Origin of the sequence: Mesorhizobium sp. Cs1321R2N1, from assembly GCF_037179725.1 — a bacterium.
Classification (GTDB): Bacteria; Pseudomonadota; Alphaproteobacteria; order Rhizobiales; family Rhizobiaceae; genus Mesorhizobium; species Mesorhizobium salmacidum.
This window is the reverse complement of sequence record NZ_JAPYKP010000103.1, coordinates 1-20861: the sequence shown is the minus strand read 5'-3', so window position 1 is coordinate 20861 and position 20861 is coordinate 1. Positions and strand designations below refer to the sequence as shown.

The window sequence follows — 20861 nt, the reverse complement described above, 5'->3', positions numbered from 1 at the left end:
GACCATGGACGGTGCGCTAGCTGCCATGGACGCCGTGGCGACGGCGCGCACCGCCCCGCCGGACGCTGTCCATAACCTGCTCGGGCCGACTGCTTCGGCGGAGTTGGCGCGTGCGCAGACCGATACCTACGACCATGCGCTGCGCAACGTGCTCGAGCCGCACATGGTCGCCCTGCTCGAAGCCACGATGTGGCGGCAGATCCGCGATCCGGACTTCATGCTCGGCGCGCTGAAGACCTACCGGATGATGACCGGCCTGTCGCAGATGGACACCGATTTCGTGCAAAACTGGTGGGTGAACAGTCTGCCGCAATTCGCGCCGGCTCCGCCCTTCCCCACCGCCGACGCCGAACAGCACCAGCTCGCTGCGATCCGCCGCATGGCCATCGACGACAGCTACATCGCCCCGGACAAGCAACTGGTCGGCGAGGCGCTGAAGACCGTGTGCACGATCTCCCTGCCAGAGCGCGCCTACAGGCAGCTCCTGGCCGACCCGGAAGTAGCAGCCGTCAAGGAATGGGTGCCGGCCAATTTCGCCGGGCCGAACGGCGCCAAAGTGTTCGCGCGCCGCTCCGACAAGACGTTGCGCGTTGGTGTTCCCGGGCCCTATACCTATGCCGGCTTCCACGACGCGATCCTCGATCGGGTCGAGGATGTCGCGGGACAGGCGGCCCTCGATCGCGCGGTGTTTGCCGGCGGCTGCGCGGAGAATTCCGAGACATCGGTTTCAGCACTCTCGCAGGACATCTTGAAGCTCTACTATGACGACTATATCGCGCAGTGGGACTCTTTCCTGCGTGACATGCGGCTTGCGCCGCTTACCGATCTCAACATCGCCAGTGAGAACCTCAAGGATCTTTCAAGCGCCGACTCCGCGCTGAAGCGCCTGTTGACGGCAGTCGTGCAGGAGACCGACCTCACCCGCTCCGACGATGCGCCGGCCGGCGACAAAAGTGGCGCTGCCGCCAGCACCGGCTCGAAGCTCTTCAGCAAGCTCGGCAAGCTGGGCAAAGTCGTGACCACAGGCGCGAAGCTCCTGCCGCGCGCCGGCTCCGCCAGCCAGGTCGACATGACCGGCAGCCTGGTTGCCGACCATTTCAAGCCGCTCAAAGGCACCATCGCCCAGGTCGACGGCCAGCCGCCAGCGCTGGACGCGGCGATAGTGGCCCTGACGGCGCTGTCGAATGTGCTACAGACGGTCACCGCCAATCCGAACCCGCAGGATGCGATCAAGAAGCAAGGCGGCCTTGCCGAACTGACAGGTGCGGTCGCCAGGCAGGCGCAGATCCTGCCCTCGCCGATCAACGACTGGCTGGGCGGTATTGCCGGCGACACCAGCGGCCTGTCGCAGAAGGCCGTGACCAACGAACTCAACGCCATCTGGCGGGCCGACATACTCCCCTTCTGCCAGGCGGCGCTCAACAACCGCTATCCATTCAGCGCCGAAAGTGCGGTCGACGTCAATGTGCGCGACTTCCAGCGTCTGTTCGGACCCTCGGGCATGATCGATGCGTTCATCAACGACCATCTGATCAATTATGTCGACACCGCCAGCGAGCCATGGAAATGGCGGGCCGATTTCGGCCTCGACCCAGCGGCGCTCGCAGCGTTCGAACAGGCCAGGCATATCCGCGACGACCTGTTTCCCGGCGGCACCGGCCCGGTGATGAACTTCACGCTGGAACCCAAGGACCTCTCACCCAACGTGGCGCGGGTCACGCTCAACCTCGATGGCCAGAATCTCGTTTACTATAACAACGCCACCAGGCCGCAGCCGATGACGTGGCCCGGCAAGGATGGCACCGGCGTCATCTCGCTCGCCTTCCAGCCGGTCGACGGCTCGCCCGAAGTGATGCTCAACGAGACCGGCAGCTGGGCGTGGCTCAGAATGCTGCGCGGCGGCCGTTTCGCCGCGACCAAGCTCACCGACGTCTACAGCCTGCGGCTCGGCACGAAAGGCGTGTGGGCCGATTTCGAGCTCAAGGCGGCCAGCGTCGAGAACCCGTACACACTCGAAATGTTCAAGAAATTCACATGTCCGCCGCAGATCTGATCCTGCCCGGCTTCTACGGCAAGATGCCCGCTACCGGGGATTTCGTGACGCGGCGGCTGCCGGCGGGGTTCGTGCGCGTATGGGACCGCTGGCTGTCGCAGCATATCGTGCCGATGTTCGGCTCGGAAGCGTGGCCGCACGATAAGGCGCTTCGCTTTCTCGCTGGCCCCGCTACCTTCGGCGCCTCGGCGGGCCTCGTCCTGCAGAGCGCCGACAGGGTCGGCAGGCAATTCCCACTGAGCGTCGTGGCGCAGCTTGCCGGGCCTCCGCTTCAGCTGGCTTACGCCGACACCTGGTTCGACAGTATCGAGGAAGCCGCTTTGGCGGCGCAACGGGGCGAGCTGACAGCGGACGAATTGGATGCCGCGCTTGCAGCCCTGCCCGTGCCACTGGTCGAACAGAATGGCGATGTCATCGACGACCTTGTCATGTGGACGACACACACGGACATCTTCGACATTGATGGACAAGCGCCGCAGCCGGCGCTCCAGCAGATGCTGGCCGCAAGCTGCGAGACCAGCTGATGTGGGCGGTATCCAACACCACAGGATTCCCGGCTATGGGGAGCTGGGTTCAGGACAAGGCCGCAAACAAGATTTGGCTGGTCTGTGTGAAGGCCACTTTCGACATACTGCCAGACGGAACCACGCGGCCCTCGGGCGATCAGGTGTCGCCGTTTATACAGGGGCAACCTCTCGGCGGCGACTACGAGAAAAGCCTGATCTATGAGGCCGATTTTTTTGGCGTGAAGCCGTGCACTGACGTGCTCGTCAACGGCACCGCCTGGCCGCCGAATGATAGACCGACCACTGAACTCGACGTTGGATTTCAGGTTGGCCCGGTGCAAAAGCGCCTGCAGGTGTTCGGCAATCGCTGGTGGACGGTGAACCTTGCCGGACAGCGTGTTATTTCGAGCCCCGACCCGTTCGCCAAGATGCCGATCCGGTATGAATACGCTTTCGGTGGCTGGGATCGTACTGCCTCCAATCCGAAGGATCATCGACTGGAAGTGAGGAATCCGGTCGGGCAGGGCTTCATCTCTAATCCAAATGGCTGTCTCGGGCGGCCGCTCCCCAACATAGAAGATCCTGCAAACCTGGTCTCTTCCGTCGCCAGTCGCCCCGCACCGGCTGGCTTCAACGCCGTGGCCTGTCACTGGTCACCACGCCGCGAACTCGCCGGAACCTATGATGAGGCCTGGCAGAAAACTCGCTTCCCGCTCTGGGCGGAAGATCTCGATCCCCACTACTACTGCTGCGCGCCGCGTGATCAACAGGTGGCCGGCTACCTGCGCGGCGGCGAGCCCGTACAAATGATCAATCTCTCGCCGAACGGCCCGATACGCTTCCATCTGCCGCGAATGGTCTTTGGCTTCACCACGCGCATCAAACGCGAAACGATTCATACCCGGGGCACGCTGGCAACAGTGATCCTGGAGCCGGATGCTTCGCGCGTGGTTATTGCCTGGCAAAGCTCGCTCGTTTGCAACAAGGACATCGACTATCTCGATCAAACCTCTGTCCGTCTGAAAAAGCTGATGTGATGGTATTCGCAGCCTATTTCCCTCGGACGCCAATCTGGCTGGCAGGCCTTGCAGCGCGGACCCCGGTTGGGCTGCGCCCCGAAAGCGCGGCGGCGGCGGTGCGGGCGGGGATATCAGGAATTTCCGAGCATCCATTCTTCGTCGACCGCATTGGCGAACCCATGCGTCTGGCGCGGGATGCGATCATGGGCCCTGATATGCCGCTGGGAGAGCGTATGAAGGAACTGCTGCTTTCGACGTTGCTGCAACTGCCGCAGGCAGCGACGCAATCAGCCAACGACCTGAGGACGCTCCTGATCATCTGTGCGCCGGAGCCGCGGCCGGGGCTGCCGGACGGGGTCGCCGAAATGCTAGGCCGTGCCGTGATGGGACGGTTCGGCTCGGCGGACATGCGCGTGCAATACCTTGCCCACGGACACGCTGCCGGAATGCTTGCGTTTGGTGTCGCCGCCAAGGCGATTGATGAGGGCAAGACGGACCTGGCGGTGGTAGCAGGCGTCGATTCCTATCACGAGTACGAAACCCTGGAATGGATGGATGAGACGGGGCAACTTAAATCCGAGGCAAATCGAGACGGCTTCTTCCCGGGAGAAGCGGCGGGCGCCTGCCTGCTGGCACGCAGAAATCTGATATCAGAATTGGGCCTGGCACTCTTGGGACGGCTAACCGCGGTCAGCGCCGCGCCCGAGCGGATTACCATCAAGCGGCACGGCGGGGAGGAGATTTGCGTCGGCGAAGGGCTGAGTTCCGCCTTCCTTGGACTTGGCCCCGCCATCGACAGCGATCGACGCAAGATCACCGATACCTATTGCGATCTCAATGGCCAGCGTTACCGCAGCGAGGAGTTGGTCTACTCAATCCTGCGAGTTCAGCATCTTTCAGATCAGGCAACCCACCTTTTGCATCCGGCCGACTGCTGGGGCGATGTCGGCGCCGCGTCGGGGCCGCTATTCGCGGCCCTCGCCCACGCCGCCGCCAGCAAGCGTTACAGTCGCGGTTCGCGGGCCGCGCTCTGGGCCGGATCCGAAGGCGGACAGCGGGCGGTGATGCTGCTGGACTTTCCTAGCACCCCGCCAAGAAAGGACGCGTGATGGTTTCAGTTGGGGTCAATCCACCCAAGACGCCGGTGACTGAGGGAAGTATCGATATGGCGCCTGCGGACGTGCCCAATGTCTGCAAGATGCCGGGGCCGCCAGCGCCGTTCGTGCCCGTTCCACTACCGAACTTTGGACGCTCCGCCGACCGGTTGTCAGACGCGACGTCGACTGTCAAGATCGAAGGGAAGAAAATAGCCATCAAAGGCAGCTACTACATGAGCGCGCCGTCGCCCGACGTGGCGAGCCAGGGCACTGGCGGAGGCGTGGTATCGTCGGCTACGCAAGGAAAGACCGAGTTCGTTGCGCCGGGCTCGATGGACGTGAAGGCAGAAGGCAAGAACATCCAACTGCTCGGCGATCAGATGACCAACAATGGGAGCTAACTCCGCCACCTCGACCGGAAACAAGCAGGCTCCGGACAACAAGCCGATGCACAAATGCGGCGAGGTTGGAAGCTATGGCGGCCTCAAGAACGACGGCAAGGCGAGCCGAGCCGACGGGTCGCGGGTATGGGAACGCGACCATATTCCGGCCAAGGCCACGCTCTTCAAGCGCGCCAAAGTCATGTTCAACACAATGTCTGCAGCCGTATACGAATGCGCAAAAGGAAAGATCGAATCGCGTGGCATGGCGATCGTGATCCCCCGCAAATCTCACCGCGGCTTCAGCAAAACCTGCGGCAGCAAGAACACCAAGACGCAAATTCGACAAGACGCAAAATCCAAGGAAAGCATGACCGCGGCCGTCAACCGGGATACAAAGGCGTTGCAGAAACATCTGGACACCACCGACTGCGGTCCAGCTTATGCGGAGGCGGTAAAGGAACTCAAGAAGTTTGACTTCGATCAGATGATCAGAGATGCCGTGGACGAATGCAAGTAGTCACACAACAGGGTGAACTCCGATGGCTCAGACGAACTACCAGGATTGGGTTGGCCTTTTCGGTCATACCGCCGAAGATCCGGCCGTGAAAGCCTTGCTGCGGTCGGCCGGGGTCACCAAGAGGCTTGTCATGCCTCGCGACGAACTGGATCTTCTCGTCGACATTGCGGGCATGACCGTGAATTTCCAGGACGCTGAGCTTTTCGAGGACCTGCCGCCAGTCGGATCCGGTAATTGCGTCCTTACCGGAGTCGTTCTCCGCCTGGAGAATAACAAGGTGGCCCCGTACGGCGGACCGCTGCCCTACGGCATCAAAACAGATTCTTCTCAGGCCGATTTGCGCGCCCAGTTTGGAAAACCGAGTGAATCGGACAGCGACATCGGCTGGGATCGTTGGATAATAACAGACAATCTCACGCTCACCGCGCAATACACGGGCGACAGGTTCTCGATCGAGGCCTTGATGCTGAGTCTGCCAGAACCCGCTTAAACCGCGATTGCGATCATAATGTCATGGATTTAAGCAAATCAGTTTACCTTCTTGGTCGGCTATCGACCGATCCCGACGTGCAGGCGCTTCTCGACAGCCTGAAGATTATTCGTCAGCCCTCGGTGGACATCGACGAAGACGGCGATGATCGGATACTTTCGGCCGAAGACTGGCTGAGCAATTTGCAGCTTGGCATGGAACTCGGGTTCGAGGCGCGCGCACACTTGATGGGCGAGGATGATTTCGATCCCGAGACTGAACCCATGGTGCTCTCGCAGCTGTATTTCTACCGCAATCATGCCGACGTAAAGCCGTATCGTGGACGGCTGCCGTTCAGCATCGGGCCTGACGACGACAGGAACGGTGTAAGGGCGAAGTTCGCAACTTACGAACCGACCCGGCGCTCCTATCTGCGCGACACGTGGGAACTGCCAGAGTGTCGGGTGACCGTCAGCTACGTCGACGATGGCGCGCGGATCGGATTTGTTCTTTGCCTTCTGCGCCCGCCTGCCATGCCAGCCGACGCCGACGATGCGGCCCTGGTTCCAAGCATCGCCCAGATCGCCCGCGTGATGGCCAAGCCGTTGACACATTCCGAGGTTCGGTTGACTTTTGCGCCGTTACGGCTGGAGCAGAATCTGGAGGAAGACGAAACCGGGTCGGTCGCCAGCCTCACACGGCACTTCGGCATAGAATTGCGATTTCGCTATCTCGGTGGAGGTCGCGATCAGTCGCTCGCAAACGTCTTGTTCTACCGGGAGCACGAGGCAGAGGGTGCACGCTGGCCCGGGGAGTTGCCGAAAGGGCTTTCGTTCGACGACTCGCCAGAACAGGTAACGCAAAAGATCGGCCGTCCTCCGGATCAACTGCTGGACGAAGAGTTCGAAGGTTATGCAACCTGGCACTTCGTGGAATATTCGCTGAAAGTGAAATACAGTACAATGGAAAACTACGTTCTGTGTGTACAAATGGTGGCTGCCGATACTACGCTGGCCGCATGAACGTTGCGAAGTTGCCGGGTTTTCCCTGCGCGACTATGCTTGGACAAGTCCGGAAAGGGGTAAGCACTATGAATGACCGCCCTAATTTTTCGAGCGCCGGCAGCAATCTCAGCAATGGCCTCGTCATCGGAACCTTCATTGGGCGCGACCGGTCCGGCGAAGCAATTGTCTCGGTTCCCGACGGAATCGAAAGGAGGCTGGCAATCGCGCGGGCAGCGGTCATGCTGGAGGTTGCGGATGTTGGGGCCGACGTGGTGGTGATGTTCGCGGGTGGCGATCCGGACCAGGCGATCATCCTGGGGCGCCTGCAGCATCCGAAGCCGGTTGCCGCCGAAGACGTGGCCGCAACCCTCGACGGCGAGCGACTGGAACTTTGCGCTGAGCGCGAGATCGTGCTTCGCTGCGGCAAGGCCAGCATCACACTGACCCGCACCGGCAAGATCATCTTGCGGGGCACTTATATCCTCAGCCGTTCGTCCGGTCCCAACAAGATCAAAGGGGGCTCGATCCAGCTTAACTAGAGCCTCGGATGTCGCGCCGCGTTATCGAGCATATCGTCGAGCAACATGCCGAAGACGCGGCATTCCTCTGGTTGCAACGTGACTGGGCGGTCGATGCTCCCGATCAGCATCTCAAGAATCTGAGACGGCTGGACGACCGCCTCGAGGCGCATGTGGATGGTCTGCGTGTTGCCGGTGAATGGGGGTGGCAAGCCGCTGAGACGGCTTTCGACCGGTATCAGGAGCCAGGCGAGACTTTCGTGGCCGCCGTTCTCGCCTTGGAGAGCATGTCAGAAAACCGGATCGGTTACATCCTGAATCTTGTCGAGGCATCACCACAGCTGTCGCGCCCCGTCGTATCAGCGCTGGGTTGGGTCGAGCCGCATGTTGTCCAGAAATGGATCCCGGCGCTGTTGGAGGACCCGCTCCCTTCCAGGCGCCTGCTTGGCATGGCCGCATGTTCGGTTCGTCGGATCGATCCGCCGACCCGTCTTTCAAACTTGCTCAACGAAGTCCCCGCAGTGCGCGCCAGAGCCTTGCGCCTTGCGGGAGAGATTGGGCGCGTCGACCTACTCTCCGACATAAGGGCAGCTCTCCATGACGCCAACGAGACATGCCGCTTTTGGGCAGCTTGGTCCTGCGTGCTTCTAGGGGACAGATATGAGGCGTTGGAGGTGCTGCGGATGCACGCTAGCGCGGACGGGATCGGCTGGAAGGGCACGCAACTCATGCTGCGCGCAGCCGATCATCAAAACGCCGTGGAATGGCTTCTGGGACTGCGAGGTGATCGTTCGAAGGAGAGGCTGATCGCGGCCGGGGCCGGCGTTGTCGGGGACCCCGTCTTCGTACCTTGGCTGATTACACGAATGCGCGACCACGAACTGTCCCGGCTGGCCGGCGAGAGCTTCGGAACTATCACCGGCATCTCGCTTGAGGAACGAGCAATGCATGTTGAGGCGCGTGGAGACCTGGACCCCGCAGACCTGCCGACCGGCTATTCCGCTCACGACGAGAACCTCGTCTGGCCAGATGTCGGTAAGATTCGAGAATGGTGGCGGCAAAACCAAACGAATTTTGCTCAGGGCACGCGGTACTTGCGGGGCAAGCCTCTAGCAGCAGAGACTCTGGCGCAGACCTTTGCACAGGGGACGCTGCGTCAAAGGCGGGGCGCCGCTTTGGACCTGGCATTGGGCGCGCCGGAGACTCCGCTTGCCAACAGTTCGGCTCGCTTGTTCAAATGGCTTGCATCAGCGGATTGAGGCTACCGCCGTTTACAACCAATCAGTCATTGGACGTAGCCCTGTCGTCGCGCCCATTTCAGTACCCCGTCCTTAAGCGGCACGCGAGCGATCCTGTCACCGAAATATTCCGTGAAGTGAGTGCCCGCCGCGTCTGGATCGTTGGTGAAGAGATCGCCCGCCAGCCGCGCCTCTGGAAACAATTCCAAAAGCGATGCGCCTGCCGCCACGGCAACGGCGGGATCACCCATCTGCTCGATCAGCCACGGCAGGATGGCGCGATCCCCGAGCATGCCGGCTGCTCTTACGCCGAAAGCGGCGCTTTGCGGCAGGCGCAGTAAGGTTCCGATCCAGCTTCGCACCTCCTTGACGGGGGTCGCCTTCACGACGGCCCGGAGAGCGACCACGGCATTGAGGTCATCTCTCTCAACGGTCCTTCTAAGTTCCGCAAGGCCCGGACCGCTTTGGCCGAGTTCGTTCAAGGTCCAGGCAGCCCAGAAACGCACCTGCTGGTCTTCATCCGTAAGCGCATTCGCGATTTCGGCCGTCAAATCGGCACGACGGAGCTTTGCGGCCAGCCGAAGGCTGACGATACGTACCGATGTGTCGGGGTCGCGAAGTCGCTGCAAAAGCACCTGCTTTGGATCGACGCCGTGTGCCAGGCAGGCCGACATTCCAAGGAGCCGTTTGAATGAGTCGCCCTCATCAATCCAAGTACGTGCCCACGCCGCAATCTTGCGCGGCTCGTGCCATGCCAAGGCACCAAGCAAGCCACCCGGACCATCGATTGCGGTGCGACCGATCTCGACGACTTTTGCGACATGATCGGCGGTTTCGAATTCGAGAGCCGTCCAAGCCATGACAAAAAGCTCGCCCTTGCCAGGCGCTTCCTCGTCCAGAGCGAGGACGCAGGGCCAAGCTGCGAGGCCAGCAGCCCTCAGGCCATCGAGATTTATTTCCAGCCTGTCATCTATGGCCCTTACAGTCTCCAGATCGGGAGGGTCGTCAAGTGCCAGACTGTCCCTCTGCGCCCATAAGGCGGCCGAGCGCTCGGCATGTTCCCCGACAATGTTTTCCAGGACCGTCATTTAGGCAACGAGCCAATCACTTATGCGCGCAACGCCGGAGCGGGACAGGCAAAGCGGCGAAGAGCACAGCCCCGCCTCTTCCCCGAGCCAAACCACCGTCAGTTTTCGTGGATCTGCGATCCCTTGATGGTGACGTCGCTCGACGCCTTGATATTGATCTTACCGGATCCGCTGACCGTGATGTCTTTTCCTTTGATCAAGATCGTTCCGTCCTTTTTCATCGTGATCGAGGCGTTGCCGCATGTCAGCGAAATCGAATCGCCGGCGTCTATCGCAAAGTTCTTGCCAATCTTGAAGCTGCCGTCGTCGGCGACGTCGACCGCACTGGATTTACCCACCTTCAGATTGTGGCCGCCGCCAATATCGGCGGCGTCGTCGTCGGCAATTTTGGTCGCTCGGGATTTCCCGATCTGCAGGGCCTGCGCTCCACCAACGTCAAAGTTCTGGTCGGCGCTGACTTGTACGATTTGGCTGGCTCCCACCGTCCAGCTGTCCGAGGCGCCAATGCTGTGGGTCTGCCCCGCACCCACGGTGACGCTTCTCGATGCGCCGATGGTGTTCGTCTGCGCCGCGCCGACGCTGCGTGTCTCGGTGGCGCCGACCGTGTCGATGCGCGCCGCGCCCACCGTCACCGTCTGTACCAGCCCGACCGTCTGCGAATGGTTGGAGTCGATTGTTTCCGACGAATTGGCACCGACATGGATGGTCTCGTTGGCGCCGACCGTCAGCGAGCGGTTGGCGCCCACAGTCTCCGTGTCGTTGCTGCCGATGTTGGTGGTCTGATTGACACCAACCTTGACCGTCTTGTTGTTGCCGACGTCTTCATCGAGATTGTGGCCGACGGAGTGCTTGGTGTCGTGGTCGATGCGGTCGGACTGGTCATGCTGCACCGTCTTGTTGCGGTCGTGCTTGATCAACAGATGGTGGTCTTTCTGCGCCTGGAAGTTGACCAGCTCGGAGCCGGCCTTGTCCTCGAACATCAGCTCGTTGTAGCCGCCGCCACCTTTTGACGAATTCGACTTCCAGCCCGATTGCGTCGCGTTGCCGGGCAGCCCGTAGGGCGGCATTTCGGCGGCATTGTAGACACGGCCGGTGATGATCGGCAGATCCGGGTCGCCTTCGATGAAGTCGACGATGACCTCCTGCCCGATGCGCGGGATCTGGATGAAGCCCCAGCCGCTGCCGGCCCAGCTCTGCGATACGCGCACGAAGCATGAAGAATTCTGATCCTTCTTGCCGAGCCGGTCCCAATGGAACTGCACCTTCACCCGCGCATATTTGTCGGTGAAGATTTCCTCGCCCGAAGGGCCGACGACGGTCGCGGTCTGCGGTCCGCGCATGATCGGTCGCGGCGTGATCCGCGGCGGCCGGTAGGGCAATTTCGTGGGCGCTACGCCCAGCACCACCTTGAAATTCTCGTTGTGAGCGTCGTTCTGGGTCCGGTAGCCCGGATCGAACAGCCGGTACTCGGCGCTGACCACCAGATAGTCCTGGTTCTGGTCGTCGCGCGGAAAACTTTCGAGGGTGAACTTGCAGCCTGAAAAAAGGCCGCGCACGGTACCTACCGCCGTGCTGTGCTGGTGCACCGCCTGGAGTTCCTCGCGCCGGATACCCGCAATCTTATCACCCCGGCCGACATCCAGATGCGCGCCAGGCTGACGGTAGTTTTCGCCCGAAGCCTCCTTGTGGCCGAAGGGCTGGGCGGATTTCGCCATCAGGTCAGCGCCGGGCTTCTCGAAATCGTAGTCTGTATGAACGTAGGCGCCTGGTCGCACCGCGCTGGCCGGAATCCATTCGGTAATGTATTCGACATCGCGCCGCGAGCCGTGGCCTTCGAAATTATAGAGCACCTTTTCATAGCCTGGGGCCGGCTTCAGTTTGCTCATCGCATCGCACAGCACCAGCGTGTGCTTGCCCTCGTCATGCTCGAAGAAATAGAAGATGCCTTCGTGCTCGAGCAGCCGCTGCACGAAATCGAGATCGCTCTCATCGTACTGCACGCAATATTCGCGCGAGGGATAAGACCCCTGCAGCCGCTTTTCGAATTTGGCGATGCCGTATTTCGAGAATATTTTTTCGATGATTTCGACCGCCGTCATGTTCTGGAAAATGCGGCAGTCGGTGGTGTTGCCGAGGAACCAGAGCCATGGCCTGACAGTTGCCTCGTAGAACGCCAGCCGGTCCTCGATGCGGGTTAGCTTGAAATCCGAGACCAGGCCGCTGAACCAGCGCTTTGGATTGGATTCACCTTCGACTGAAACGATGCCGCCCAGCATCTTCAGCGGATCGACGTCACGGCTCTTGCTGACGAACCCGACAGTATAGGCGAAAGATCGGCTTATCTCGTCACGACCGACAAGATGGGTAAAGGTCAGCACATCGGCGCCAACCGGCGTCTGCACAACCGTGGCACGTTCGTTCGGCATGGGTCGTGCCCCTCCTGGACGCGGCCGCCAATGTGATGGATTGAAGCCCCCGTGTATGTAAACTGCATCACGTTCGGGAAGTTTTCGAATTCACCGCATCGGACCACTGCAAGCCTAGCATATGTTTTCTGACGGCCAAACAAAAGCAATGGCTAACCGTAGCGTGCATTCATGTTAAACGCACCTCTCCCACCGCGCCGGCAAGCTGCTAGAATAGCTTGGATTTCAGCGTTGACAGTGGCTTCGAATGTTCATTTCGCTCCAGATCAGCAATGTCGACAGGCTGCCGCCAGGGGTCGCGACGAGCTATGCCGCGCGCGACCGCAGCTTTGAAATCGGGCGCGAAAGTTGCGACTGGACACTCTCGGACCCCGACAAAATCATCTCCGGCCGGCATTGCGAAGTCCGCTATCAGACGGGCTCGTTCTGGCTTTATGACCTCTCGCGCAACGGCACTTTCGTCAACGGCTCCAGCCAGCGCATCAATGCGCCGCATCGACTGACCCGAGGCGACCGGCTGCTGATCGGCCGCTATGTCATCACCGTTTCGATTGATGAAGAGCGCGGCGCCACCGGTCATGCGCAAGCAAGGACCGGTTCGACGCAACGCGAGTTGTCGCGCTCGACGGGAAGGCCGGTTGAACTCGGCAGTACACCATTCCTCAATCCGGGGCAGCAGCCACCGGGCGAGGCAGCGCCGATGTCGACGCCTTCGGCGCCGCTGCCCAGCCCGGCTGTCCCGGCCAAGCAGCCGGCGGATGCGGTCGGAATACTTCGCGACATCGCCTTGGCGGCCGGTCTGTCGCCGGAGCTGTTGTCGTCACGCGACCCGCATGACGTGGCGACCGAGATCGGCGGGGTCTTGCGAACCACGGTCGAGCAACTGTCCCTCCTGCTCAAGGCGCGCGCGGCGGCCAAGGTGCTCGCCAAGAGCGCGCACCGCACGATGATCGGCGCCGAGGACAACAACCCGCTGAAATTCGTGCCGGGGACCGACGACATGCTGGAGATCATGTTTGCCAAGCGCCGGGCAGGCTATCTCGACGCCAAACGTAGCATCGAGGACGCGTTCGGCGACCTGAAGACCCACGAAATCGCAACCTACGCCGCCATGCAGGCCGCACTCGCGAGGCTGCTCGACGACCTGTCGCCGGAGGCGATTGCCAAAAAGATCCCGCCTGCCTCCTTTTCATCCAGGAAAAGCCAAGCCTGGGATGCGCTCGTCGCTACGTGGCGCACGATGGAGGACAAGCATGAAAACGGCATGCTGGATGTCTTCCTCGCCTATTTCGCTGAAGCCTATGCCAAGGCCTGTAAGCAGAAATAGCCGTACTCGCCAAATCTCGTTAGCACCGCTCTTACGGGCTCTATTACGAGCCCCATAGAAGAGGCCGCTTGCTTGATCAGCCCGCTTTCCGATTTCAATCGGCTGCCTGTGCGACTAGAATACACACGGGCGCTTGCCAAGGCTGGCAGAGCGGCGCGGCTTGGGCGTGTGCAGGAATGTCATGTTTCGGCAAGATCAGGCTTTCCACGCGGCTCGCTGCTGATCCTGACCCTTGCGCGCCGCTTTCCTCTCCCGTGAAAGATGTTCGTTGCACCTCGACGGTGGTGCGCCGATGAGCTCGAAGGACGATTCCTCCGAGCCTCCGGACAAAACCGTCATCCGCGCGCCACGGCCAAGGCAAAAGCCGCTTTTGGCCCCCGGTCGTTCCGGTGCGCCAAGCGTGCCCCCTCTTCCATCACCCGCCAGGGAATCGACGGTGTTCGACCCCGGCGTCGGCCGGCAGACGCCCCCCGGCTGGTCGTCCCGAACCGTGGTTATTCAGGACGACGAAGCGGTGCCTGCACGGGCACCGGCGTTGCAGCAGGATGTCTTGCTCAACGCCACCGTCGGCGTGAAGTATGCCGCGGCCAATCCTATCCTTGCCGCCGCAGCCCCCTTGCTCATGCTTTTCGGCCAGTTGCGGTTGATACCGGTCGAATGGCAAGCGGCCGCTCTGGCGGAGCATACCGCAGACGTTATCGAGAGGTTCGAGCGTACCACCGCCAAAGCCGGAATTGGGGAAGAAGACGCGCGGATCGCAAAGTTTGCACTTTGCGAAACTGCCGACGATCTCATCGGCAACCTACCCTGGGCGGAAAAGCAAAGCTGGGCTCAGCACAGTATGGTGGTGAGGTTCTTCCACACGCAGCCCACAGGTGCGGGCTTTTACGAAGCGCTGAATAATATCCTCGCCAAGCCTGAAGCGCATTGCGACCTGCTCGAATTGATGCATGCCTGCCTGTCGCTGGGATTCCAGGGCCAGTATCGGGGGTTGCCGCGTGAACGCAACGCGCTGGAGCGCGTCCGGCACGACGTCTACGACACATTGCGCTATTTCCGGCCGCGTGCCGCCGAAGACATTTCGCCGCGGTGGCAAGGCATGGCGGCGGCGCTGGCCAGGCCAGGAGTGCGGCTGCCGCTGTGGGCTATCGCAGCCGCCGCGGCGACCTTGGTGACGGCGGCCTTTTTCTGGCTAAGGATATTGATCACCAATGAAGGCGATGTAACGGCCGGCGAGTTGCTGGCGCTCAATCCTTCCACCCCGGTTACCATTGAACGCGCCAGCGTGGCGGCACCCAGCGAACCGGTGCAAGCCAACCCGCCACCACCGGCTCCTGCGAACACCACGCAGATCGACCGCATCCGAAAGGCACTCGCCAAGGAGGTCGCCGGCGGCGGACTGAGCGTCGGCACGAAGGGCGACTTCATCGTTGTCGAGATCAGCAACCAGCTTTTGTTCGTATCAGGCCAGGCCGAGTTGACGGCACAATTCCAGCCCATCGCGGCGGACATTGCCACGGCGCTCGATGCCGAACCCGGACCGATCAAGATCGTCGGCCATACCGACAATGTGAAGCCGAAGAAGTCGAGCCCGTTCAAGTCGAATTTCGATCTTTCCGTGGCGCGCGCAAAAGCGCTGCAGGCCCTAATGGCCAAGCAGTTGAAGGACCCATCGCGCCTGAGCGTCGATGGCAAGGGCGAAGACGAACCCATCGCCGACAATGCGACGGCTGAAGGGCGCGCCAAGAACCGCCGCGTCGACGTGATAATCCCAAAGGAGGACGCGTTGTGAGCGGGCGCGGCCAGGAGCGGCTGGTCGGCTGGGTGCTGCCGATCTTCAGCGTGCTTGCCCTGGCCGGCTTCTCGGCCGCCATCTGGTATGCCGGACCCCTGATCCGCTTCGCCGATACCCGCCCGCTTGGGTCCGTGTGGCTCAGGGCGGTGGTCATCGGTGCGACCATGGCGGCGCTGGCACTGTTCTACGGCATTCGCTTCTGGCAAAGGCGCAAGGCGCAAAAGGCACTCGAAACGGCCATCGTGCGCAGCGACGAGCGGAGCGACGACTCACAGGTGCTCGAAGCACGCATGAGTGAAGCCATCGCAGCGCTGAGGCGGACGAGCCGCACGCGCAACTTCCTTTATGATATTCCCTGGTACATCATCATCGGGCCGCCAGGCGCCGGCAAGACGACGGCGCTGGTCAATTCCGGGCTGAAGTTTCCGCTTGCGGGCTTTGGCAATGCCCAGCCGGTGGCCGGCGTCGGCGGCACACGGTTATGCGACTGGTGGTTTACCGACGAAGCGGTGCTGATCGACACGGCCGGCCGCTACACGACGCAGGACTCGGACCGCGAGCGCGACAAGGCAAGCTGGCTTGCATTCCTGCGACTACTCAAGAAAAGCCGCGTCAAGCAACCGATCAACGGCGTGATCCTCGCCATCAGCCTCGCCGATCTTATCAGCCTCGGCGACCAGCAGATCGAGGCGCATGTCACCGAGATAAGAAGCCGCCTGCGCGAATTGCACGAGACGCTGAAGGTCCAGTTTCCCGTCTATCTGCTTTTCACCAAGGCCGATCTCGTATCCGGCTTCATGGATTATTTCGGTGAATTCGACGAAGCGCGCAGGCGCAAGGTATGGGGCGCAACGTTCCAGACCGTCGATCGCACAAGGAACATGGCCAGCGAGGCGCCGGCCGAATTCGACGGTCTGGCGCAGCGCTTGGCAGCAGAAGTCGTCGATCGCTTGCAGGAAGAGGCTGATCCGGTGGCCCGCATCGCCATCTTCGAGTTCCCGGCGCAGTTCGGCGCCCTCAGGAACCGGACAGCGCATTTCATCACCAGTTTGTTCGATGCCTCTCGATCGCGGGTGAATGTGAGCTTGCGGGGCCTCTATTTCTCCTCGGGTACTCAGGAAGGAACACCGTTCGACCAGGTGCTGGGCACCATCGGGCGCAGCTTCGGCAGCGCCTCCCAGGCGCATTTTTCCGGCACCGGCAAGAGCTTCTTCCTGCACGATCTCCTGACCAAGGTGATCTTTCCGGAATCGGGCTGGGTATCGTTCGACCGGGCGGCCGAACGGCGCGCCAGGTTCGCGAGATTTGGCGGCCTCGCCGCGATTGGACTGGCGGCCTTGACGGCGCTCGGCGTGCTTGGGCTGAGCTTCTTCGCCAACAAGTCGCTGATCGCCTCCACCAGGCAGGCCATGGCGCAGTATCGCAACAGTGCGGATTCGCTGCTCAAGAGTACCATGGTGACCGATGTCGATCTCGAAAACGTCATCGGCCCGCTCGACCAGTTGCGCAACCTGCCAGCCGGGTTCGAAAACGGCGACCAGCGAAAGCCGATCGAGGGGACGTTCGGGCTGGGCCAGCGCGAGAGGCTGCTGTCGGCGTCCAGGGATGCCTACCGGCAAGCGCTCGAGCGGACATTCCGCTCCCGGCTCTTGGTGCAGGCCGAGCGGACCATCCAGGCCAAGATAGCCGATCCGATCGCGCTCTACGAGCCGCTGAAGATCTACCTGATGCTGGGCGGCAAGGCTCCGAAGGTCGATAACGAGTTGATCGTTTCCTGGATGAAGCAGGATTGGGAAGTGAACCGCTATCCGGGCGAGAACAACCGCGAAGGCCGCGCGCAGCTCGAAAAGCATCTGCGCGCGATGCTCGCCCTCGACGAGGCCTACGATCCTCTCTTCGAGCTCAACCAACCGTTGATCGAAGCCGCGCAACGCTCCCTTGGCCGCATGAGCCTTGCCGACCGCGCTTCGGCGCTGATCAAGTCAGCGGTTTACGCCGCAAGGCTGGACAACTTCTCCCTCGCAGCGAAAGCCGGTCCTGAGGCACAGCTCGTGTTTGAACGAACCGATGGCAGTGATCTGGCGGATCTCAACGTTCCCGGACTTTACACGCGCGCCGGCTTCAACCGTTTTTTCCTGCCGCAGCTTTCGCGCATCGCCCAAACGCTTATGAACGATCGTTGGGTGCTTGGCGGCGGCGAGGAACAGGGCGGCATCGACGAGGACCTGCCCAAGCTCGGCCCTGAATTGATCGACCGCTACGGCAAGGAATTCTCCTCCGCATGGAACGGCGTACTCGACCAACTGAAGTTCAAGGCGTTGCTTGAGGACAAGCCGCGATATCTCGCGCTTTCCGCCCTCGCCGCAGCGGGCTCGCCTCTCGATCGGCTCTACACGGCGATCGCCGAGGAGACCGCATTGACGAAAGAGAACACCATGGCCGAGAGCGGAACCGGTGCGGCACAAGAGGATCCCGCCACCATGGCCAAAGGCCTGGCTCGCATCGGCCTGCAGATCGCCGGCGGCAAGTCACAGAGCCGTGCCGGTTCGGGCTCGGCTCTCGCACACAGTGCCGGTGCGAGCGTCGAGGCACAGTTTCGATCGTTTCAGTCCCTGGTCAGCGGCGCCAATGGACGGCGGCCGCTCGATGCGCTGGCGCGGAACTTTCACGACATTTTTCAAAGCCTGAAGCTTTCGGCCGATGTCCCTTCACAGACCGGACGCGTCAACGCCAACCTGCAGCTGCAGATCTCCACGCTGCGCGCCAATGTCTCGCGCCTTCCAAAGCCGCTTGCGCGCATGGTCAACGCGGCAACGGACGAGTTTGCAAGTAACATTGCCGAAGCTTCGGTGGCCAACCTCAACCAGAATCTCGACCAGACGGTCACACGAGCCTGCGAAGAGGCTGTCAACGGTCGCTATCCCTTCGCCAGCGACGGCACGGAAGAGATCTCGATAGCGGATTTCGCCAGGCTTTTCGCACCAGGCGGGCTGATGGACCGCTTCTTCGCGCAGAACCTTGCGTCGCTGATCGACATGACCGGCCAGGAATGGACCTGGAGACAGGATGCCCGCTCCGGCCACGAGCTCGCGAAGTCGACCTTGAAATCCTTTCAGTCGGCCGCCGAGATCCGCAGCGCCTTCTTCCCCTCCGGCGGCTCGGTGCCGTCGGTTTCGCTCACCATCACGCCTTTTTCGCTGAATGGAGACGCGGACAACGCGCTTCTCAACATTGACGGCCAGACTGTCCAGAGCAGTCAGACGGGCAATGCGCCAAGCACGGTGACGTGGCCAAACAGCACTGCCTCGGCTTCCGCCAACCTTACCCTTATGCCGGAAATGCCAGGCCGCGACTCAGCGCTTAAATTCGAAGGAGCTTGGGCCCTGAAGCGTCTGCTGGACAAGGCAACCATCACCGCCAACGGCGCCAACACCGAAGCCCGCTTCGTGATCGGCGGACGAGACGTCGCCTACATGATCCAGTCCGGATCGGGGGCCAATCCCTTCCTGTTGCCAGCCCTGGCCGGCTTCAGCTGTCCGAAGGCTTTCTGACATGGCCGTGTTCAAGCGCGCCTACGGCTGCAGCCCTTATTTCGGTACTCTAATGTATGCGCATGTGGCAAAGTGGCCTGGGCATGCTGCCCGTGGTTGGTCACAGGGGACGCTCGCGAAGCGCTTGGTGGCAAATTGAGCACTGTCGCCCTTCCCGTCGAAAGCTTCGGCGTGAGCCATAGGGGCTGCGTGCGCGACCACAACGAGGACAACTACCTGATCGACCCGCAGACCGGCCTCTGGGTGGTGGCCGATGGCATGGGCGGGCACGAGGCCGGCGAGGTCGCGTCGGCCAGCATCGTCGATCATCTGGCAACGATTGGCATCGCGAGCTCGGCACCGGACCTTCGCGCGCGCTTCGAAGACCGGCTGAGCCGCGCCAATTCCGAGATCCGCAACATCTCGCGATCCCGCGGCATCACCATCGGCTCCACCTTCGCGGCCTTGCTTGCCATGGACGGGCGGTTCGCAGGCCTGTGGGCCGGCGACAGCCGCATCTATCTGGTCCGCAACGGCATGATCTTTCAGGTCTCGAAGGATCACACCGAGGTCCAGGAACTGCTGGATCGCGGCATGATCAGTGCGGAAGAGGCGCTTACCTGGCCGCGCCGTCATGTCATTACTCATGCTGTCGGCGTCAGCGACGAGCTCGAGATCGATTTCCAGCAGGGCGAGCTAATACCGGGGGATGTTTTCGTTCTGAGCACCGACGGCCTGACGGCACATGTCAGCGACGCCGAGATCGAAGCCACGGTGAGATCGGCAACGCCGCAGGCGGCGTGCCAAAGCCTGCTGGAGATGGTGCTGGCGCGCGGCGGGACCGACAATGTAACCGTCGTACTGGTGAAGATCGGCGGCGGGCGCGACGGTGCGCTCCATCAGGATCGATCCGGCGCGGAGAGCCTGGCCAGATGAGCGACGACGACAAGACGCGGTTATCAGGGAACGTCACCTATGCTGGCGCCGGCACACAGCTCAGCGGCATTTACGAACTCGACGAGAGGCTCGCATCCGGCGGCATGGGAGAAGTCTATCGCGGCCACAACATCCAAACCGGCGACCACGTAGCGATCAAGATCGTACTCCCCGAATTCGCCCGCGACCAGACGATCTTGTCGCTGTTCCGCAAGGAAGCCTCGATCCTCAACCATTTGTCGCATGACGCAGTGGTGCGCTATCACGTCTTCACCATCGATCCGAAGATCGGCCGCCCCTATCTGGCGATGGAGTTCGTGGACGGCCAATCACTCTTCGACGCGATGCGTCGCGGACCGATGCCGGGAGAAGAAGTGCGGCGCCTTTGCCATCGCCTGGCGTCGGGGCTGGCCGCGGTGCACCAGGCGGGCGCGGTTCACCGCGACCTGTCGCCGGACAACATCATCCTGCCCGGCGGGCGGGTGGAGCGCGCCAAGATCATTGATTTCGGCATCGCTCGGTCGGCGGCCGCAGGCGGTGAAACGCTGATTGGCGGCAAGTTCGCTGGCAAATACAATTACGTCTCGCCCGAACAGCTCGGCCTCTATGGCGGCGAGGTGAGCGAGCAGTCCGATATTTATAGCCTCGGCCTGGTGCTGGCCGCCGTTTTGCGCGGAAAGCCGCTCGATATGAGCGGCACCCAGTACGACGTCGTCGAGAAACGCCGAACCGTGCCGGACCTGTCCGACATCGATCCCAATTTCCACGAGCTCGTCGGCGCGATGCTGCAGCCGGACCCGCGCGATCGGCCGGCCAGCATGGCCGACATCGCCAGGGCAACGCGTGACGAGGATGCCGAGGTCACATTGCCGCCGGCAGCCTACGGTTCGCGTGAACGCTCGGGATTGCCGCGCGCCGGCTGGACGGCACTGCCCAAGTCCAGGGTCCAGCCTTC

17 protein-coding genes are annotated in these 20861 nt (G+C 61.8%); 15 read left to right on the top strand and 2 right to left on the bottom strand.

The window, feature by feature from the left end; genetic code table 11:
* From tssM (O7A61_RS22495) to O7A61_RS22450, 10 genes are all read left to right on the top strand, one after another.
* The coding region (gene tssM / locus O7A61_RS22495; protein WP_337131670.1) for a type VI secretion system membrane subunit TssM at window positions 1-2053 on the top strand (2053 nt) is incomplete at its 5' end.
* Window positions 2035-2577, top strand: a complete 543-nt coding sequence (gene tagF / locus O7A61_RS22490; protein WP_337108414.1) for a type VI secretion system-associated protein TagF — start codon at window positions 2035-2037, stop codon at window positions 2575-2577. The genes tssM (O7A61_RS22495) and tagF, both read left to right, overlap by 19 nt.
* Window positions 2577-3596, top strand: a complete 1020-nt coding sequence (locus tag O7A61_RS22485; protein ID WP_337131669.1) for a DUF2169 family type VI secretion system accessory protein — start codon at window positions 2577-2579, stop codon at window positions 3594-3596. Before tagF ends, O7A61_RS22485 begins: the two co-directional genes overlap by 1 nt.
* Window positions 3596-4687 (top strand): beta-ketoacyl synthase N-terminal-like domain-containing protein, encoded by a 1092-nt coding sequence (locus O7A61_RS22480; RefSeq protein ID WP_337131668.1) that lies wholly within the window; start codon window positions 3596-3598, stop codon window positions 4685-4687. The genes O7A61_RS22485 and O7A61_RS22480 overlap by 1 nt, the downstream gene beginning before the upstream one ends.
* 56 nt (window positions 4688-4743) lie before the next feature.
* Window positions 4744-5076: a PAAR-like domain-containing protein gene (locus O7A61_RS22475; RefSeq protein ID WP_051442658.1), complete on the top strand. Its 333-nt coding sequence runs from the start codon at window positions 4744-4746 to the stop codon at window positions 5074-5076.
* Window positions 5066-5575 (top strand): hypothetical protein, encoded by a 510-nt coding sequence (locus O7A61_RS22470; RefSeq protein WP_027143730.1) that lies wholly within the window; start codon window positions 5066-5068, stop codon window positions 5573-5575. The genes O7A61_RS22475 and O7A61_RS22470 overlap by 11 nt, the downstream gene beginning before the upstream one ends.
* A gap of 22 nt (window positions 5576-5597) precedes the next feature.
* On the top strand, window positions 5598-6065 hold the full coding sequence (locus O7A61_RS22465) for a hypothetical protein (protein WP_337131667.1): 468 nt from the start codon (window positions 5598-5600) through the stop codon (window positions 6063-6065).
* A 23-nt stretch (window positions 6066-6088) separates the two neighbouring features.
* Window positions 6089-7066, top strand: a complete 978-nt coding sequence (locus O7A61_RS22460) for a hypothetical protein (RefSeq protein ID WP_027143732.1) — start codon at window positions 6089-6091, stop codon at window positions 7064-7066.
* A gap of 68 nt (window positions 7067-7134) precedes the next feature.
* Window positions 7135-7587, top strand: a complete 453-nt coding sequence (locus O7A61_RS22455) for a DUF6484 domain-containing protein (protein ID WP_027143733.1) — start codon at window positions 7135-7137, stop codon at window positions 7585-7587.
* An 8-nt stretch (window positions 7588-7595) separates the two neighbouring features.
* A complete protein-coding gene (locus O7A61_RS22450; RefSeq protein WP_337131666.1) occupies window positions 7596-8825 on the top strand; it encodes a TIGR02270 family protein in 1230 nt (409 codons plus the stop codon).
* 26 nt (window positions 8826-8851) lie between these two features.
* Here O7A61_RS22450 and O7A61_RS22445 read toward each other — a convergent pair whose 3' ends face one another.
* Both O7A61_RS22445 and tssI read right to left on the bottom strand, forming a co-directional pair.
* Entirely contained in the window at window positions 8852-9892 is a 1041-nt protein-coding gene (locus tag O7A61_RS22445; protein WP_337108419.1) for a HEAT repeat domain-containing protein, read from the bottom strand.
* 98 nt (window positions 9893-9990) lie between these two features.
* Window positions 9991-12318 carry a type VI secretion system Vgr family protein gene (gene tssI / locus O7A61_RS22440; RefSeq protein ID WP_337131665.1) on the bottom strand — a complete coding sequence of 776 codons (2328 nt, stop codon included), beginning with the start codon at window positions 12316-12318 and terminating at the stop codon, window positions 9991-9993.
* Window positions 12319-12565: 247 nt separating this feature from the next.
* On the opposite strand from tssI, the gene tagH reads away from it, so the two are divergent.
* From tagH to O7A61_RS22415, 5 genes are all read left to right on the top strand, one after another.
* Window positions 12566-13645, top strand: a complete 1080-nt coding sequence (gene tagH, locus O7A61_RS22435) for a type VI secretion system-associated FHA domain protein TagH (protein WP_337131664.1) — start codon at window positions 12566-12568, stop codon at window positions 13643-13645.
* Between the two features lie 292 nt (window positions 13646-13937).
* Window positions 13938-15437: a type VI secretion system protein TssL, long form gene (tssL, locus tag O7A61_RS22430; protein WP_442921099.1), complete on the top strand. Its 1500-nt coding sequence runs from the start codon at window positions 13938-13940 to the stop codon at window positions 15435-15437.
* On the top strand, window positions 15434-18991 hold the full coding sequence (tssM, locus tag O7A61_RS22425; protein WP_442921098.1) for a type VI secretion system membrane subunit TssM: 3558 nt from the start codon (window positions 15434-15436) through the stop codon (window positions 18989-18991). Before tssL ends, tssM (O7A61_RS22425) begins: the two co-directional genes overlap by 4 nt.
* Before the next feature lie 135 nt (window positions 18992-19126).
* Window positions 19127-19906 carry a PP2C family protein-serine/threonine phosphatase gene (locus O7A61_RS22420; RefSeq protein WP_337131662.1) on the top strand — a complete coding sequence of 260 codons (780 nt, stop codon included), beginning with the start codon at window positions 19127-19129 and terminating at the stop codon, window positions 19904-19906.
* The coding region (locus O7A61_RS22415) for a serine/threonine-protein kinase (RefSeq protein ID WP_337131661.1) at window positions 19903-20861 on the top strand (959 nt) is incomplete at its 3' end. The genes O7A61_RS22420 and O7A61_RS22415, both read left to right, overlap by 4 nt.

Coding starts and splice junctions, on each gene's coding strand:
- tagF (WP_337108414.1), top strand. CDS start 2,035: ATGTCCGCCGCAGATCTGATCCTGCCCGGCTTCTACGGCAAGATGCCC.
- O7A61_RS22485 (WP_337131669.1), top strand. CDS start 2,577: ATGTGGGCGGTATCCAACACCACAGGATTCCCGGCTATGGGGAGCTGG.
- O7A61_RS22480 (WP_337131668.1), top strand. CDS start 3,596: ATGGTATTCGCAGCCTATTTCCCTCGGACGCCAATCTGGCTGGCAGGC.
- O7A61_RS22475 (WP_051442658.1), top strand. CDS start 4,744: ATGGCGCCTGCGGACGTGCCCAATGTCTGCAAGATGCCGGGGCCGCCA.
- O7A61_RS22470 (WP_027143730.1), top strand. CDS start 5,066: ATGGGAGCTAACTCCGCCACCTCGACCGGAAACAAGCAGGCTCCGGAC.
- O7A61_RS22465 (WP_337131667.1), top strand. CDS start 5,598: ATGGCTCAGACGAACTACCAGGATTGGGTTGGCCTTTTCGGTCATACC.
- O7A61_RS22460 (WP_027143732.1), top strand. CDS start 6,089: ATGGATTTAAGCAAATCAGTTTACCTTCTTGGTCGGCTATCGACCGAT.
- O7A61_RS22455 (WP_027143733.1), top strand. CDS start 7,135: ATGAATGACCGCCCTAATTTTTCGAGCGCCGGCAGCAATCTCAGCAAT.
- O7A61_RS22450 (WP_337131666.1), top strand. CDS start 7,596: ATGTCGCGCCGCGTTATCGAGCATATCGTCGAGCAACATGCCGAAGAC.
- O7A61_RS22445 (WP_337108419.1), bottom strand. CDS start 9,892: ATGACGGTCCTGGAAAACATTGTCGGGGAACATGCCGAGCGCTCGGCC.
- tssI (WP_337131665.1), bottom strand. CDS start 12,318: ATGCCGAACGAACGTGCCACGGTTGTGCAGACGCCGGTTGGCGCCGAT.
- tagH (WP_337131664.1), top strand. CDS start 12,566: ATGTTCATTTCGCTCCAGATCAGCAATGTCGACAGGCTGCCGCCAGGG.
- tssL (WP_442921099.1), top strand. CDS start 13,938: ATGAGCTCGAAGGACGATTCCTCCGAGCCTCCGGACAAAACCGTCATC.